The organism is Halorubrum sp. SD690R, from assembly GCF_005435035.1.
Classification (GTDB): Archaea; Halobacteriota; Halobacteria; order Halobacteriales; family Haloferacaceae; genus Halorubrum; species Halorubrum ezzemoulense.
In genome coordinates this window covers 70,480-85,401 of record NZ_SGTV01000003.1, presented here as the reverse complement: position 1 = coordinate 85,401, position 14,922 = coordinate 70,480, and the positions used below count along the sequence as shown (strand labels likewise).

General features: G+C 70.4%; 13 protein-coding genes. 7 read left to right on the top strand and 6 right to left on the bottom strand.

The window, feature by feature from the left end:
* The first annotated feature begins 137 nt into the window (after window positions 1-137).
* On the top strand, window positions 138-2,849 hold the full coding sequence (locus EXE41_RS02865) for a PAS domain S-box protein (protein ID WP_137690250.1): 2,712 nt from the start codon (window positions 138-140) through the stop codon (window positions 2,847-2,849).
* Between the two features lie 41 nt (window positions 2,850-2,890).
* On the opposite strand, the gene EXE41_RS02860 is transcribed toward EXE41_RS02865, so the two are convergent.
* Entirely contained in the window at window positions 2,891-3,658 is a 768-nt protein-coding gene (locus EXE41_RS02860) for a VOC family protein (RefSeq protein WP_137690249.1), read from the bottom strand.
* Between the two features lie 449 nt (window positions 3,659-4,107).
* On the opposite strand from EXE41_RS02860, the gene EXE41_RS02850 reads away from it, so the two are divergent.
* The 3 genes from EXE41_RS02850 (at window position 4,108) to EXE41_RS02840 (ending at window position 7,991) form a co-directional block, all read left to right on the top strand.
* The gene (locus tag EXE41_RS02850; protein WP_086219177.1) at window positions 4,108-5,886 is read left to right on the top strand and encodes a histidine kinase N-terminal 7TM domain-containing protein; all 1,779 of its coding nucleotides are present in this window, start codon (window positions 4,108-4,110) and stop codon (window positions 5,884-5,886) included.
* A 30-nt stretch (window positions 5,887-5,916) separates the two neighbouring features.
* Entirely contained in the window at window positions 5,917-6,357 is a 441-nt protein-coding gene (locus EXE41_RS02845; protein WP_049929634.1) for an EamA family transporter, read from the top strand.
* A 98-nt stretch (window positions 6,358-6,455) separates the two neighbouring features.
* Complete coding sequence (locus EXE41_RS02840; RefSeq protein ID WP_137690247.1) at window positions 6,456-7,991, top strand: MATE family efflux transporter; 1,536 nt, start codon at window positions 6,456-6,458, stop codon at window positions 7,989-7,991.
* 49 nt (window positions 7,992-8,040) lie between these two features.
* On the opposite strand, the gene EXE41_RS02835 is transcribed toward EXE41_RS02840, so the two are convergent.
* Together EXE41_RS02835 and EXE41_RS19005 are read right to left on the bottom strand one after the other, a co-directional pair.
* Window positions 8,041-8,448 (bottom strand): DUF6069 family protein, encoded by a 408-nt coding sequence (locus EXE41_RS02835; RefSeq protein WP_137690246.1) that lies wholly within the window; start codon window positions 8,446-8,448, stop codon window positions 8,041-8,043.
* Window positions 8,445-8,585 carry a hypothetical protein gene (locus tag EXE41_RS19005; protein WP_158294386.1) on the bottom strand — a complete coding sequence of 47 codons (141 nt, stop codon included), beginning with the start codon at window positions 8,583-8,585 and terminating at the stop codon, window positions 8,445-8,447. The genes EXE41_RS02835 and EXE41_RS19005 overlap by 4 nt, the downstream gene beginning before the upstream one ends.
* A 158-nt stretch (window positions 8,586-8,743) precedes the next feature.
* Between EXE41_RS19005 and EXE41_RS02830 the strand changes: the two genes are divergently transcribed.
* Entirely contained in the window at window positions 8,744-9,037 is a 294-nt protein-coding gene (locus tag EXE41_RS02830; protein WP_049929637.1) for a hypothetical protein, read from the top strand.
* A gap of 140 nt (window positions 9,038-9,177) precedes the next feature.
* Here the strand turns inward: EXE41_RS02830 and arcS are convergent, their stop codons facing one another.
* Window positions 9,178-11,010, bottom strand: coding sequence for an archaeosine synthase subunit alpha (arcS, locus tag EXE41_RS02825; RefSeq protein WP_137690245.1), 1,833 nt, complete (start codon window positions 11,008-11,010; stop codon window positions 9,178-9,180).
* Between the two features lie 130 nt (window positions 11,011-11,140).
* On the opposite strand from arcS, the gene EXE41_RS02820 reads away from it, so the two are divergent.
* Window positions 11,141-11,644 (top strand): hypothetical protein, encoded by a 504-nt coding sequence (locus EXE41_RS02820; RefSeq protein WP_049929639.1) that lies wholly within the window; start codon window positions 11,141-11,143, stop codon window positions 11,642-11,644.
* Window positions 11,645-11,726: 82 nt separating this feature from the next.
* Window positions 11,727-13,007: an amidohydrolase gene (locus EXE41_RS02815; RefSeq protein ID WP_137690244.1), complete on the top strand. Its 1,281-nt coding sequence runs from the start codon at window positions 11,727-11,729 to the stop codon at window positions 13,005-13,007.
* A 30-nt stretch (window positions 13,008-13,037) separates the two neighbouring features.
* Here EXE41_RS02815 and EXE41_RS02810 read toward each other — a convergent pair whose 3' ends face one another.
* Entirely contained in the window at window positions 13,038-13,487 is a 450-nt protein-coding gene (locus EXE41_RS02810; protein WP_137690243.1) for a Rieske 2Fe-2S domain-containing protein, read from the bottom strand.
* A gap of 4 nt (window positions 13,488-13,491) precedes the next feature.
* Window positions 13,492-14,862 carry a geranylgeranyl reductase family protein gene (locus EXE41_RS02805; RefSeq protein ID WP_137690242.1) on the bottom strand — a complete coding sequence of 457 codons (1,371 nt, stop codon included), beginning with the start codon at window positions 14,860-14,862 and terminating at the stop codon, window positions 13,492-13,494.
* Between the last annotated feature and the right edge of the window lie 60 nt (window positions 14,863-14,922).

Genomic DNA, 14,922 nt, shown 5'->3' with positions numbered 1-14,922 from the left:
GCGAGCGGCGGGCTGACGGACCGGTTCGGGAGCCCCGGGCGATCGCGGCCGGCGACCGCTGACCGCTCGGACGGAGCCGACCGCTCGACGCCTGCGGGGCAAAACCGTTATACCCGAATGGTAAGTAATCCGAGTGTATGACCGACCGCATCCCGGTCCTGCTCGTCGACGACGACCCGGACCTGCGTGCGGTCGTCGCGTCGTTCTTACGGGAGGAGCGAGACCGGATCGCGGTCGAGACGGCGCCCGACGCGGCCGCCGGACTCGAGACGCTGTCGGAGCGCGACGTGGAGTGTATCGTCTCCGACTACGAGTTGTCCGGTCGAGACGGCCTCGATCTCCTCGACGAGGTCCGTGAGCGCGACCCGGACCTTCCCTTCATCCTGTTCACCGGAGGGGGGAGCGAGGCGGTCGCGAGCGAGGCGATATCCGCGGGCGTCACCGACTACATGCGGAAGTCCGGCGACACGGAGCAGTGCGAGCGGCTGGCGGACCGGATCGTCGAGGCCGTCGAGCAGCGGCGGGCCGAGCGGGAGGCCGAGCAGGCCGTCGGACAGTTCCGCGCGGTCGCAAAAGGGGCGTCGGACGCGATCCTGTCGGTCGACACCGACGGCGTGATCCGGTTCGCGAACGCCGCCGTCGAGCCGATGTTCGGGTACGAACCGGCCGATCTGGAGGGTGAACCGCTCACGACGCTGATACCGGAACGACACCGCGACGACCACCTCGAGGCGGTCGATCGGTATCTCGCCGACGGCGAGCGGAGCGTCGACTGGTCAGACGTCCGGTTCAACGCGCTCCACCGCGACGGCCACGAGGTCCCCGTCTCCATCTCGTACGGCGAGTTCACCGCGGACGGCGAGCGGCGGTTCGTCGGCGTGGTCCGCGACGACAGCGAGCGCGAGCGACACCGGGCGTTCATCGAACACGCCGGCGACGTGGTCACGGTGCTGTCGAGCGACTGGCGATTCCGGTACCTGAGTCCGTCGGGCGAAAGCGTGATCGGCTACGCGCCGTCGGACCTCCTCGGCGAGCGGGCGCTGGAGTACATCCACCCGGAGGATCGAGATGCCGTGAGTGAGGCGCTCGGCGCGCTCGAGGGCGACGGGGACCCCCCGACCGCCGAGTACCGGTTCCGAACGACCGACGGCGGCTACCGCTGGCTCGAGTCCGTCGGCAGCGACCGGATCGAGACGGACGGCATCGAGGGGTACGTCGTCACCACGCGCGACATCTCCGAGCGGAAGGAGCGCGAGCGGACGCTCGCGAGCCTCCGGGAGTGGACGCGGGAGCTCAACTACACGCGAACCACCGACGAGGCGGCCGAGCTGGCGGTCGAGGCGGTCGACGACCTGATCGACGCCGGGTTGAGCGGGATCCACCTGCTCTCGGAGGACGGCGAGAGCCTCCAGCCGGCCGCGCTCGGCGACTCTGTGCCGATGCTGTTCGAGGAGCAGCCGTCGTACGACCGCGACGCGCCGGCAGGATCGCGCGCGGCGCTGGCGTGGGGCGCCTTCCGCGGCGAGGGGTCGGTCGTCATCGACGAGCTCTCGTCGTCCGATCGGTTGGACGAGCCCTCGCCGGCGGAGAGCCTCGTGTTGGGCCCGATCGGCGACCACGGGCTGTTCGTCGTCTCCTCCCCGGACCCGCACGAGTTCACCGACACCGACGTCCTCGTGGCGGAGATCCTCACCGACCACCTCGAAGCGGCGCTCGACCGGATCGAGCGCGAGAGCCGCGTCGAGCGGCTCCACGGCGCCACGCGGACGCTCGTCCGCGCGGAGTCGCGGGAAGCGATCGCCGAGCAGGCCGTCGCGGCCGCCACCGACGTCCTGGAGTTCTCGATCGTTACCGTCCGGCTCTACGACGAGGCGGCCGGCGGGCTGGTCCCGGTCGCCGTCTCCGACCGCGCGACGGAGGTGTTGCCCGAGCGGGAGACGTTCACGCCGGACGGCGGGAGCCTCAACTGGGCGGCGTTCGAGGCGGGCGAGCTCCGGAAGTTCGACGACATCCGGACGACCGACGCGCTCGACGTCGACACGCCGCTCCGGAGCCTGCTCATCGTTCCGATCGGCGAGTTCGGGACGATATCGATCGGCGAGACGGAGCCGGGCATGCTCGGCAGCGTCGACGAGTACCTCGCCGGAATCCTGGCGACCGCGGCCGAGACGGCGTTCCAGGCTGAGGCGCGCACCCGTCGCCTCGCGGATCGGACTGCGGAGTTGGAGCGGCAGAACGACCGACTAGAGGAGTTCGCCGGCGTCGTGTCACACGACCTCCGGAACCCGCTCGAAGTCGCGCGGGGCCGGACCGAACTCGCGCGCGAGGAGTGTGACAGCGAACACCTGGCGGCGGTCGAGCGCGCCCACGACCGGATGACCGCGCTGATCGACGACCTCCTCACGCTCGCGCGCGAGGGCGACCCTGTGACCGACGCCGAGCCGGTCGACATCGCACGGGTCGTCGGCGCCTGCTGGCGGACCGTCGACACCAGCGACGCGACGCTGCGCACCGAAGTCGAGGGGACGGTGGTCGCGGACGAGGGGCGACTCAAACAGCTGTTAGAGAACCTGATCCGGAACGCGATAGAACACGGCGGCGAGGACCTGACCGTCACGGTCGGATCGCTGCCGGACGGTTTCTACGTGGCCGACGACGGCTCGGGGATCGACCCGGACCTGCGCGGGACGGTGTTCGACGCCGGCTACTCCACATCGCAGTCGGGGACCGGATTCGGGTTGCGGATCGTCGAGCAGGTGGCCGACGCGCACGGCTGGTCGGTGCGGGCCGTCGAGAGCGAGGCCGGGGGGGCGCGCTTCGAGATCACCGGGGTCGAGTCGGCAGACTGACGGCGACCGCGGAGGAGAAACGGAGTCGGACGGCGGCGGACTCAGTCCCGCGTGACCAGTTCGACCTCGTGGCCGTCCTGGTCCTTCGTGAACGCGTAGTTGTGGTCACAGGAGGCGGGGTCGCGGTAGTCAGGGGCCTCGCGGGTCATCAGCGCGTCCCACGCGTCGTCGAGGTCGTCGACGCGGACCGCGACGTGGCCCCACGCGTCGCCCATCGTGTACTCCCGGCCGTCGTAGTTGTAGGTGAGTTCGAGCTTCATCGCCTCCTCCGGCGCGTCCTCGGGCGCCACGAAGTAGTTCGAGAAGGTGTCGGCCTCCCAGCGGCCGGGGTACTCGGTGTACTCGAACTTGCGGGTCCAGTAGCCGAGCGCCTCGTCGGCGTCCTCGACGCGGACCATCGTGTGGTCGATGCTCCACTTCGCGCCGTGGTCGCGCTTGACGATCTCGATCTCGTGGCCGTCCGGGTCCTTCACGAACGCGTAGCGGTTCCCGCAGGACTCGGGGTCGCGGTAGTCGTCGACGCCCCCCGACATCAGCTGGTCGTACGACTCCTGGAGCGCGTCCTCGGGGACGCGAACCGCGATGTGACCCCACGCGTCGCCGAGCTCGTAGCTCCGGCCGTCGTGGTTGTACGTGAGTTCGAGGAGCGCGCCGTCCTCGTGAACGTCCTCGGGACCGAGCAAGACGTTGGTGAAGGTGTCGGCCTCCCAGCGGCCCTTCTCCTCGTAGTTCAGGTGGGTCTGGTACCAGTCGAGGCTCTCCTCTAAGTCCTCGACGCGGATCATCACGTGATCGAAGGTTCCGTCCATACGCGAGTTATCGGCCGCTCGTGTCAAAAGCGTACTGAACCCCGAAGGTGCCCGCGTCGTTCGACCGAGCCCGCTGATACCGCGAGCGCTCGCGTTTTGTTAACGCCTCACGGCGTGGGTAAGTGTAGATCGATACCCCACGACGCACGTCCGTCGCCGACCTGCGGCGGACGTCTCCATGGCAAACGAACCGATCAGGCCGTCGACGCCAGACGGCACGGCAGCGCAGTCTCGTCCGCGCGCAACCACCCCCGCCACGGGGTCCCTCGGACGGGTCGCCGCGTTCGACGCGGGCGCGCTGTTCACCGCGCGTTCGTCGCCGGCGTCGCGCTCCTCGCGCTCGGCGGGTGAGGCGGCGCCCACCGGTAGGTTCGGCCGGGTGACGCCGGAATTTTCAATCAGGTGAACAGACCCGATGAGTTATAAATCCGATCTGTGTAAAAAACGGCATGGCCGCGTTGAGCCCGCTCTCCGTCGCTCTCCTCGTCGCCGTGACGGTCGGTCTGGCGGCGGCGATCCTCGCGTGGCGGGAGCGACCGGAGCCGGGCGCGACGTGGCTCGCGGTGTTGCTCGCCGGGCAGGTCTGGTGGGCGACGTTCCTCGTCTTCGAACTGGAGGCGACCACGCTGCCGGCGAAGGCGCTGTGGTACGACGTCCAGTGGGTCGGCGTCGTGGCCATCCCGGTCGGCTGGCTCTTCTTCGCGCTGGCGTACACCGGCTACGACCGCTACGTGACGCCGTTCTCCGTTGCGCTGGTGTCGGTCGTGCCCGTCGCCACCGTCGCGGTCGCCGCCGCGGACGACCCGGGGAACCTCCTCACGGTCGGTCGATTCGTGCGCGAGACCGCGGTCGGAACGTTCCTCGACGTCGTCCCCGGTCCGCTGTACTACGTCATCGCGGGGTACACCTACCTCCTCGGCGCCGTCGGTTCGGTCCCACTTATCCAGCTGATCCGCGACGACGCGCGCCCGTTCCGCGGGCAGAGCGCGGCGCTGCTCGTCGGGACCGCGGCGCCGTGGGCCGGGAGCGTCGCCTACCTCTCCGGCGCGATTCCGATCTCGGGGCTCGATCCGACCCCGCTGGTGTTCGTGGTCTCGGGGGTGGCATACCTCCTCGCGCTGTCGCGGTTCCGACTGCTGACGCTCGCGCCCGCGCCGCGCCGCCGCGCGCGCCAGCTCGTCTTCGAGCAGCTCCACGACCCCGTCTTCGTCGTCGGCACCGAGGGGCTCGTCGTCGACCTGAACGAAAGCGCGGCCGAGACGTTCGGCGTCGACCGGCGCGCGGCGATCGGCGAGCCCGCCGACGCGGTCGTCCCGAAGTACGAGACGGTCAGCGAGCCAGACGGCGCCGAGGGTGACGCGCCGCGAGCGGTCCCGATCGTCGGCCGCGACGGGCGGCGACCGTACGAGGCGACTGTCAGGGACGTGACCGACGACCACGACCGCACCACCGCCCGAGTGATAACCTTCCACGACGTCGGCGCGTACCTCGGCCAACAGCAGCGGCTCAACGTGCTCAACCGCGTGTTCCGTCACGACGTGCGGACGGAGACCAACCTCATTCAGGGGTACGCCGCGCGGCTCCGGACCGACCCGACGGACGAACGCGCGCTCTCGGTCATCGAGGAGAGCGCCGGGCGGATGCTCGAACTCAGCGAGCGCACCCGGACCGCCGGCGAGCTGTTCGCCCCGACCGAGGAGTCCGGGTCGGCGCCGCTACCGGACGTGGTCGACGAGGCCGTCGCCGACGCGCGGGAGATCGATCCCGACGCGCGGATCGAGGTCGGAACGGTGCCGTCCGTCTCGGTGTCGGTGGTGCTGCGGGTCGTCTTGGAGAACCTCTGTTCGAACGCGGTCCGACACAACGACGCGGACGAGCCGTGGGCCCGGATCGACGCCCTCGTCGAGGACGGCTGGGTCGAGGTCACCGTCGCGGACGACGGTCCCGGCATCGACCCCGCGGAGTACGACGTGTTGGACCGCGGCACCGAGACGCCGCTGCGCCACGGGAGCGGGATCGGCCTGTGGATCGTCAAGTGGGGCGTCGACCACCTCGGCGGCCGGATATCGTTCGCGGAGCGCGAGCCGAGGGGGACGGCGGTGACGGTCTGCGTCCCGGTTCACGACCGGGGCGGTTCGGACGCCGACCGCGAAGGCGACGTTCCCGACGACTCGCGGTCGGCCGACGAGTCGGCCCCGCTGGGGCCGCCGCCGAACGCGGGTCGATAGGCACTTGCCTCCGGGCGGTGACCCCGTGGTATGGACGCTACGGCCACGACCTACCTCCCGTACGCGCTGCTCGCCATGGGTGCGTACGCGCTCGTCTCGCCGCTGATGCGCGTCGCCACGACCGGTCCGAACGCGATCCCGAGCGACGTCGCCGTCGTCGTCTCGAACACGCTGCTCGTCGCCATGGCGCTCGGCGTGATCGCGTACACCGGACAGGAGTTCACCGGCCACCTCGCCTCGCCGAAGCTGGCGCACGTGCTCGCCGCGGGCGTGTTCCTCGGTATCGGGATCCTCGCACTGTACCGTTCGCTCTCCGCGGGTCCGGTGAGCGTCGTGACGCCCATCTTCGCGATGTTCCTCGTCTTCTCGTCGGTGATCGGCTTCCTCTTCCTCGGTGAGTCGTTCACGGCTCGGAAGGGGCTCGGGATCGTCTTCGCCGCCGCGGCCGTCTACCTCGTCTCGGGCGCCTGATCGGGCGACGGCTCGGCCCGCGACCCCCGCTCGATCCGGAACCGCCTGCCGCGTGACGAAACTCCTTTAGCCGCCAGCGGAAAAGGCGGGCATCTGCCGTGTCTCGCCTTCCGAACTCCCTCCGCGAGCTGATCTCTCGGCTGCCGAACCCCTTCCGCGCGCTGATCCTCTACATCGGCTTCGCCCTCGCGAGGGCCGGGCTGATCGACCGTCACCGCGTGGTGCGGACCACCGACCTCGCGTGGCCCCGGATCGTCACCGGGATCGCCCGGATGTCGAAGAACGCGGTCGACGTCGCGATGGTCGGCGTCGCGGTCGGCACGAGCGCCGTCGCCGGCGTCGGCTTCGCGGGGCCCTACTGGGGGCTCGCGTTCGCGTTCGGCGGCGGCGTCGCCGGCGGCACGATCGCCTTGGTCTCCCAGCGGTACAGCGCCGAGGCGTTCGGCGAACTGGGGGACGCGGTGCGCTCCAGCGTCCTCCTCGCGGTGGCGATCACGCTGCCGGTCAGCGCGGCGTTCTGGCTGTTCGCCCCCGCGCTCATCAACGTGTTGAGCAGCAACGAGGCGGCGATAGCCTACGGCGCGGACTACCTCCGCGTCGTCGGCCTCGGCGTCCCGTTCGCCGCGCTCAACCTCGTCGGGAGCCGCATCCTCGTCGGCTGCGACGACGCCTACACCGCGATGCAGGTCCGGGCCGGCGGCGCGGTCGCGAACATCGCCCTCAGCGCGCTGTTCATCTTCGGGTTCGGCTGGGGCGTCGAGGGGGCCGCGGTCGGCACCGTCCTCTCGAACGTGCTCGCGGTCGGCGGCTTCACCGTCGGCCTCGTGCGCGGGAGCGCCCCCCTCATCGGCGAGTTCCCGGTCGCGATCGACCCGACCGGCTCGTACCTGAACCCCGGCATGCTCCGCGACCTCGTCGAGATCGGCGTCCCGGTCGGGGCGCGCAACCTCGTGTGGACGGCCGCCGAGTTCCCGATGCTCGCCATCCTCGACGTGTTCGGGGAAAACACCGTGGCCGCGTTCGTCATCGCCCGCCGCATCTGGGGGATCATGAACACGCCCGGCTGGGGGTTCGGCCTCGCCTCCTCCAGCCTCGTCGGGCAGGAGCTCGGCGTCGAGCGCCCGGACGAAGCAGAGGCGTACGCCCGCGACATCATCCGCTTCTCGGTGGCGACGTACGCCGTCTCCGCGGTGCTGATCGCCGTCTTCGCCACCGACATCGTCTCGCTGTTCGCCGAGTCGCCCGACAGCCCGGAGATACCGATCGCCGTCAACCTCGTGTACGCGGCCTGCGCCGCGGTGATCTTCCAAGGCGTCTCCGGCGGGGCGGCCGGCCCCCTCGACGCCGCCGGCGACACGAAGATCCCCTTCGCGAGCCAGTTCCTCGGGATGTTCTGCGTGTCGATCCCGCTCGCGTACGTCGGCGCACACGACGCGACACCCGCGATCGACCTCCCGCTCGTCGGCCTCACGGTCCCCGAGGTGGCGCTCCCGGCGATCGGGCTGTGGGGACTCTACTTCGCGTTCATGGCCGAGACGACGATCCCCGCCGCGATCAACTACCTCCGGTTCCGGTCGGGGAAGTGGAAGAAGATCAGCGAGGCGTACCGACCCGAGGCGACCGCCGACGACTGAGGAGTGCGGGTTCGGCCGGCCTCGCGAAGGTGTAAACTCCGGAAGCTGGCTAACGCCCGAACGGAGTGTTCGGGAGCGCGATCATCGCGGTGATCGCCGGCGGGACGTGAAGCGCCATCAGCGCGACGGCCTCGCTCGTCGTCACGCCCTCGACGGCGACGAGCAGGCCGACATCGGGGACGAACGACACGAGGAGCGCGGCGACGGCGATGCGGACGAACGTCCGGTCCGGCGTCGTGGAGAAACGCGTGAGCGCCCCGTAGATAACGGCCGCACCGATCGTTCCCAACAGCGTCCAGACGACGATCGGGGGGTACCGGAAGAACTCCGTCGACGCCACGAGACCCCCGGTCAACGCGATCCACCCGAGAGCGAGATTGACGGCGACCCCGATCAGGAACATCCCGGCCCCGCGGACGGCGAGCGTCCGAGCGGCTATCGGATTCCGTGCGGTCATGCCGACCTCCCGTCCGGGGACGGCCCGACGCGCGACGGGGTGTCGGCTCCGAGCGGCGAGTCTGTCGGGCGCTGCTTCGCGGTCGCAGCGACGGCGGTTCCACCACATCGGTCCGCCGCCTCAGCGTCTCTCGTCATAGGTCGTATACAGGCGCCCTACGGATAAACATAGTGTTGTAAATAGTCCACAATATATACGGAGGAAGTAGCTGGAAATGCGCATCTGAAGAAAACTGACGGGGTGGTATTGCGTGTTAGGGGCAATAGTTATCCGGCGGCGAGACGTACTACCGTGTATGAAAGGCTGTGAGAAAGGCCGTCTATTCGGGTCCGCAATGATACTCGTCCAAGGGGTCGTCACCGCGCTCTTCCCGCGGGCGAGCGTCAGGCTCAGCAAAAAGATGATCGGGAAGAACTTCGACAACGCGTCGGAGCTCGAAGCGAAGCCGGCGTACCTCCGGCAGCTCCGTGCGATCGGCGTCGGTATGATCGCCGCGGGCGGGACGGGGTTGCTCCTCGAAGACTCCGAGGAATTGGAAACCGAACTGTCCGAACTCGGCGGCGCGGAGGGATCCGAGGCCGACGAGTGAAGCGCTCGCAACGCCGATAGTTCGGGGGGCTTCTCGCGGAGCGCTCCCGAGTCGTAGCGGGCCGACATCGAAACGGGCTCCGGGTCCGGCGCGACAACTGAAGGCGATCGTCCGCCGAGGAGTCCACCGGAGCCGTCCAGTTACTTCTCCTCTCCGTGCCGCACCTCGACGGCGACGCCGCGGGTCGATCCCGCCATTTCTGGGCCAGACATCGCCGCGCGGCCGACCGCGAACGCCTTCGGCCCCTCGATGACGACCTCGTCGCCGACCCGAATATCGTCGTCCGCGTCGACGACGCCCGGCGCGAGCACGGAGCCACGCGGGACGAACTGATCGATCTCCACCCGCTTCGTCGGCGCGTCGCTCTCGACCCAGCGGCGCGCGCCGGCGAGGGTGAACGAGAGCGTGCCGTACTGCGGGACCATCGTCGCGAGCTGTTCGCCCGGCTCGCCCTCGCGGCCGGCGTCGGGCTCGTCGCCCCACACCTGGAGCTTGGGGTAGCGGCCGGTGGTGCGGACGTCGGCCTCGCCGCCGTATCGGTCGCCTCCGCCGCTCGCGCCGAGACCGCCGAACAGGTCGTCGCCCGCGCCGTCGCCGAGCAGGTAATCGGCGATGGCGCGAACCGTGTTGTGCTCGCGCTCCCGCTTGCTGTACGCCGGCTCGCCCTGGAGGGCGGCGTTCAGTTCGCCGAGCGACTCGTCGGTCGTCGGGTGGTCGACGCAGGTGTACTCGAAGTCGGCGTCGATCGCGGGATCGCTCTCCACGCGCTCGCAGATCTCGCGGTACCCGTCCTCGGGGACGTGCGCGACGACGCGCGAGTAGTCGTTGCGTTCGAGATACCGCCGGAGGACCTCCGCGACGAACTCGATCTCGTCTTCGCTCCAGTCGCCCGTGACGACCGAGTCGTAGTGTTGAGCGGGGTAGGTCGTCTCGAGCTCCTGCGGCACCACGCCGATAGGGGAGGTAATCGAGACGGTGTGGCCGCGCCACTTGATCGCGTCGTGGAACTGGCGGTGACTCTGGGAGTCGCTGTACGGCTTCGTCGCCGAGCAGGGGACCAACACGAGCGGCTGGTCGGTGAACCGGTTCCGGTAGCGGCTCGTGACGCGGTCGGCGAACCGACGGATCTCGACGCGGTCGAGCGTCTCCGCCGACGCCGCCGTCACCTCCGCGTCGCGCATGAGCGGCGTCCGCTCGTCCAAGTACCCCCACTGGTCGTCGAACTCGCGGAACGCGGCCGTGAGCCACCCCTCGTGGCGGGCCTGCGCCTCGATGTAATCGCGCAGGCGGCCGCTCCGGATCCGCTCGCGGACCCGCCGAAGCTCGGCCCGCAGCGCGTTGGCGTTGTGGTCGGCGCAGTCGTCCCGGGTGAACTCGCTCCGGGGTTTCGCGCAGGCCGGGCAGGCGCAGGGGAGCTCCTCCAAGTCTTCGAGGAAATGTTCCGCGTCGGCGGTGAGGTACATCCCCTGCGTCCCCTTCGTCCGGGCGCGCGTCGCGTCGACGAGGTCGGCGCCGGCGTACGCGAGGAGCGCGACGTTCCGCGGGGTCGCGACGCCGGAGAGGCCGAGCGCGGCGTCCGGCGGCAGCGCCGACTTCGCGCGGAGGATCGCGTCCCGGAACGCCTCGCCGTGGCCGACGAACCCCTGCGCGTCCGAGAGCAGGTACGCGTCGGCGCCGAGGTCGCGGGCGCTCCGACTGTCGACGACCGCGGCCGAGGGGAACGCGACGCCGGGGTGGTCGACCGCGAACGACTCGCGCACCTCGTCGCGGGTCCCCGCGGGGAACGCCCTGTGGGGAAGCACCGTCAGCGCGGTCTCGTCGCCGTCTGGGACCTCGCGGTCACCGGCCCAAAGACTTCCGGCGTCGTCGAGGAACGGGTCCGCCAGCGCCGGCGTGGACACGGGCTCGGCGAGGCGGACCTCCCCGAGCCGGGCGGCGCCGTCGCGCTCGTGGACCTCGAAGTAGTCGGTCATACCACCTCTCGCGGGGGGACCGTCAATTCTCTTGTGTTCCGGAGCCGCCGGGCTCCGAGTGGTTCGGCCGTCGACCTCGATCGAGTCCGGGCGCCGCAACTGTTAGGCGGGGCGCGGGCGTGGGATCGGTATGGACCCGACCGGCCCGTGGGACCGCGACCGCGTCGACGAGTTCCTCGCCGCCGCGTCCGTCCCGGTCCGCCTCGGCTGCCGTACCCCGGGCGACCGTCCGTGGATCGTCTCGCTGTGGTTCGCGTGGGACCCGGACGGGGGGAGCGCCGACGGTGGAGACGACGGCGACGGCGCGGCGCGGCCGCCCGGCGCGATCCGCTGTGCGACGAGCGCGAACGCCGATCTGGTCGAGTTCGTCGACCACGACGACAGCGTCTCTTTCGACGTGTCGACGAACGACCCGCCGTACAAGGGGGTCCGCGGCCGCGGCCGGGCGACGGTCCGACCCGACGATGGGAAGCGGCTCCTGCGGTCGCTCCTGACGAAGTACCTCGGCGGCACGGACAACCCGACCGCCGACCGGCTCCTGCGATCCGAGCGCGAGGAGGTCGAGATCCGGATCGAACCGGAGCGGATCCACGCGTGGGACTACTCTGAGCGGATGGGGACGGCCGAGGAGTGAGCCGCCCGCGGTCGGCTCCGATGCGGTCCCCGTCGCTCTCCGGCAGCCGACGTTTTAACCTGTCCCCGGGCCACCCACGGGTATGAGCGTTCTCGAAGACGACGAGTACCGCGCGTTCCGCCGCGACCTCCACCGCCACCCCGAGCCCGCGTGGCGCGAGTTCTACACCACCGCCCGCATCGTCGAGGCCCTCCGCGAGCGGGACCTGACGGAGCTCCACGTCGGCCCGGACGCGCTGGCGACCGACGAGCGACTGAACGTCCCCGACGACGAGGAGCTTTCGGAGTGGGAGGAGCAGGCGCGCGAGGCGGGCGCTGACCCGGATATCCTCGACCGGCTCTCGGGCGGCTACACCGGCTGCGTCGCGGTCGTCGAGCGCGGCGACGGCCCCGTGATCGGCCTGCGAGTCGACATCGACGCGCTCCCGATCACGGAGTCTGAGTCGGCCGAGCACGTCCCGACCGCCGAGGGGTTCCGCTCCGAGCACGAGGGGTTCATGCACGCCTGCGGCCACGACGCCCACGCGACGATGGGGCTCGGCGCGCTCGACGCCGTCCTCGACTCCGACTTCTCCGGCACGCTCAAGGTGTTCTTCCAGCCGGGCGAGGAGCAGGTCGCCGGCGGGAAGCCGATGGCCGAGTCGGGCCACCTCGACGACGTCGACTACCTCTACGCGGTCCACGTCGGCCTCGATCACCCGTCCGGCGAGGTCGTCTGCGGCGTCGAGGGGTTCCTCGCGGTGCGGCACTTCCTCGCGGACTTCTCCGGCGAGCCCGCGCACGCCGGCGCGCGCCCCGAGCAGGGTCGGAACTCGGTTCAGGCGATGGCGGCGGCGGTCCAGAACCTCTACGCCATCCCGCGGCACGCCGACGGCCCCACGCGCGTGAACGCTGGGCTCGTCGGCGGCGGCACCGCGACGAACATCATCCCTGAGGAGTCGCACATCGAGGGCGAGCTCCGCGGACAGACGACGGAGCTCGCCGAGTACATGTCCGACCACGCCGACCGCATCCTCGACTCCGCCGCGGCGATGCACGACTGCGAGGTCGAGGTGTCGACGCTCGGCGAGGCGCCCAGCGCGACGAGCGACGACGCGCTCGCCGCCCTCGTCCGGGAGTCCGCGGGCGACGTCGAGGGCGTCACGAACATCGTCGACAGCGACGACCTCGGCGGCTCCGAGGACGCTACGTACCTGATGAACCGCGTCCAAGATCAGGGCGGGCTCGCCTGCTACCTCGGCGTCGGAACCGACCACCCGGGCGGGCACCACACCACCGACTTCGACGTGGTCGAGGACGACCTGTCGCTCGGCATCGACGTGATCGCCGGCGCGATCCGGCGAGTCGCGGAGGCGCAGCCGTAGACGTCGCCGGTCCGCCGAATCTCGCCCCGTTCAGAAGGTGAGGTGCGAGCTCGACGACGGCCCCGCGCCGTCGTCGTCGTCCTCGTCCGGCAACCCCTCGCGGAGGTAGCTGAGGTCGTCGTCGGTCAGGAACACCGCGCCGTCGCGGACGGTCACGTCCACCGATCGGAGCGTCGTGCCCGCCGCCTCGCCGTTGTCGCAGCCGCCGTCGCACGCGTCGAACGCCGAGCCGTGCTTCGGACAGACGACGGAGCCGCCGCGGGTGACGGCGCCCACCGCCTCGCGGTGAAGCCGCTGGTTCTCGTGGGTACAGCGGTTGATCCACGCGCGCACCGGCGGGTCCTCGTCGTCGCGCTCATCCGACTCGTCCGCGCACGGCACGAGGAACACCTCGCGGTCCTCGTCGCCCTCACGAGCCGTGAACGCCCACGAGCCCTGCTCGCGCACCGTCTCGACGGTAGTGAGCCGGTAGCCGCTCACGGCCTCAGTACTTCGCGTCGGCGCCGGTCGTCTCGTAGACGCGGTCCATGATGTCGTCGCGCTGGCGGGTCCAGTTCGCCATCGCGGCGGGGCTCGTCGGGTACTCCTCGTAGTGGCCGATCAGCTCGTCCGCCAGCGACTTCGTCTGGTAGAAGTTCCGGATTGTCCCCCAGTAGCCGAACGACTTGACCGCGGCCTTCAGCTTCAGCCCGAAGGACATCGAGGTCGACCCCTCGTACAGCGCCTCCGCGAGCTTCTCGCCCGGCAGCGACGCGAGCAGCCCCATGAGGTTGTCCACGTCGACCGAAGTCGCGAGGACGTTGTACACGTCGAGGCCGGCGTACCGGCCGCCGAAGTGGTCCATCACGCGGGTGTTGTACCGCCAGAGGTTCTCCTCGCTCACGTCGCCGTCCGAGACGGCCTTCACGGCCTGCTCGCCGGCGTACTTGCCCGCGTACGCCGCGCCGGCGATTCCCCCTCCGGTCGTCGGGTTCACGTGACCCGCCGCGTCGCCGACCGCCATGTACCCCGGCGCGACCGCCGAGTCGTAGGGGCGTCGGGTGGGCAGGGCGGCGCCCAGTTTGTCGCGGACCTCCGCGCCCTCGAACTCGGGGCGGTCGCGGAGGTCCTTCTTCAGCGACTCGACGAGCTTCATCGGCTTCTCCGTCATCTGGAAGCCGAGGCCGGCGTTGATCTCCGTCGCGGTCCGTGGGAAGTACCAGAGGTAGCCCGCCGCGCGGTCGGTCGCCTTGAACACCAGCGCGTCGTCCCACTCCACCGGCTCCGGCACGTCGACGATCTCGCGGTACGCCGAGCAGAACTGCGAGTACCGGACGTTCGTGTCGAAGGTCGTCCCCTCGAAGTCCGCCTTGTCCTGGAGCAGCGAGAGCGACCCGGCACCGTCGATCACGACGTCCGCCTCGTACGTCCGCGGGTCGCCCTTCCGCACCGCGTGGATACCGGTGACGCGGCCGCTCTCGTCCTGTCTCACGTCGTTGATGACGGTGTCGTAGTGGAAGTCGACGCCCGCGTCCTCGGCCCCGGAGATGAGCTGGCGGCCGTACTCCCAGCGATCGATGACGGCGAGCTCGCCGGGGACGGGGATCTCAAGGACCGTGTCCTCCTGCGGGATCTCGAAGCGACCGTGGTCGACGCCGGTGTTCGTGAACGCGGGTTCGAGTCGGTCCTTCGGGATCGCTTCGGGGAAGGCGTCGGCGCCCTTCAGGGCGTCGCCGCAGGCGATGTGGCCGGCCTCCTCGGCGTCCTTCCGCTCCACGATGACGACGTCGAGCCCCTCGTTCGCGATCGTCGCGGCGGCGTAGCAGCCGGCGGTCCCGGCCCCCGCCACGACGACGTCGTACTCGTCGATATCCATTACCGGACCGTGTCGTGCGCCGGGCAAAACTCTTTGCTCCCGTTTCGGTCGGCCGCGCGC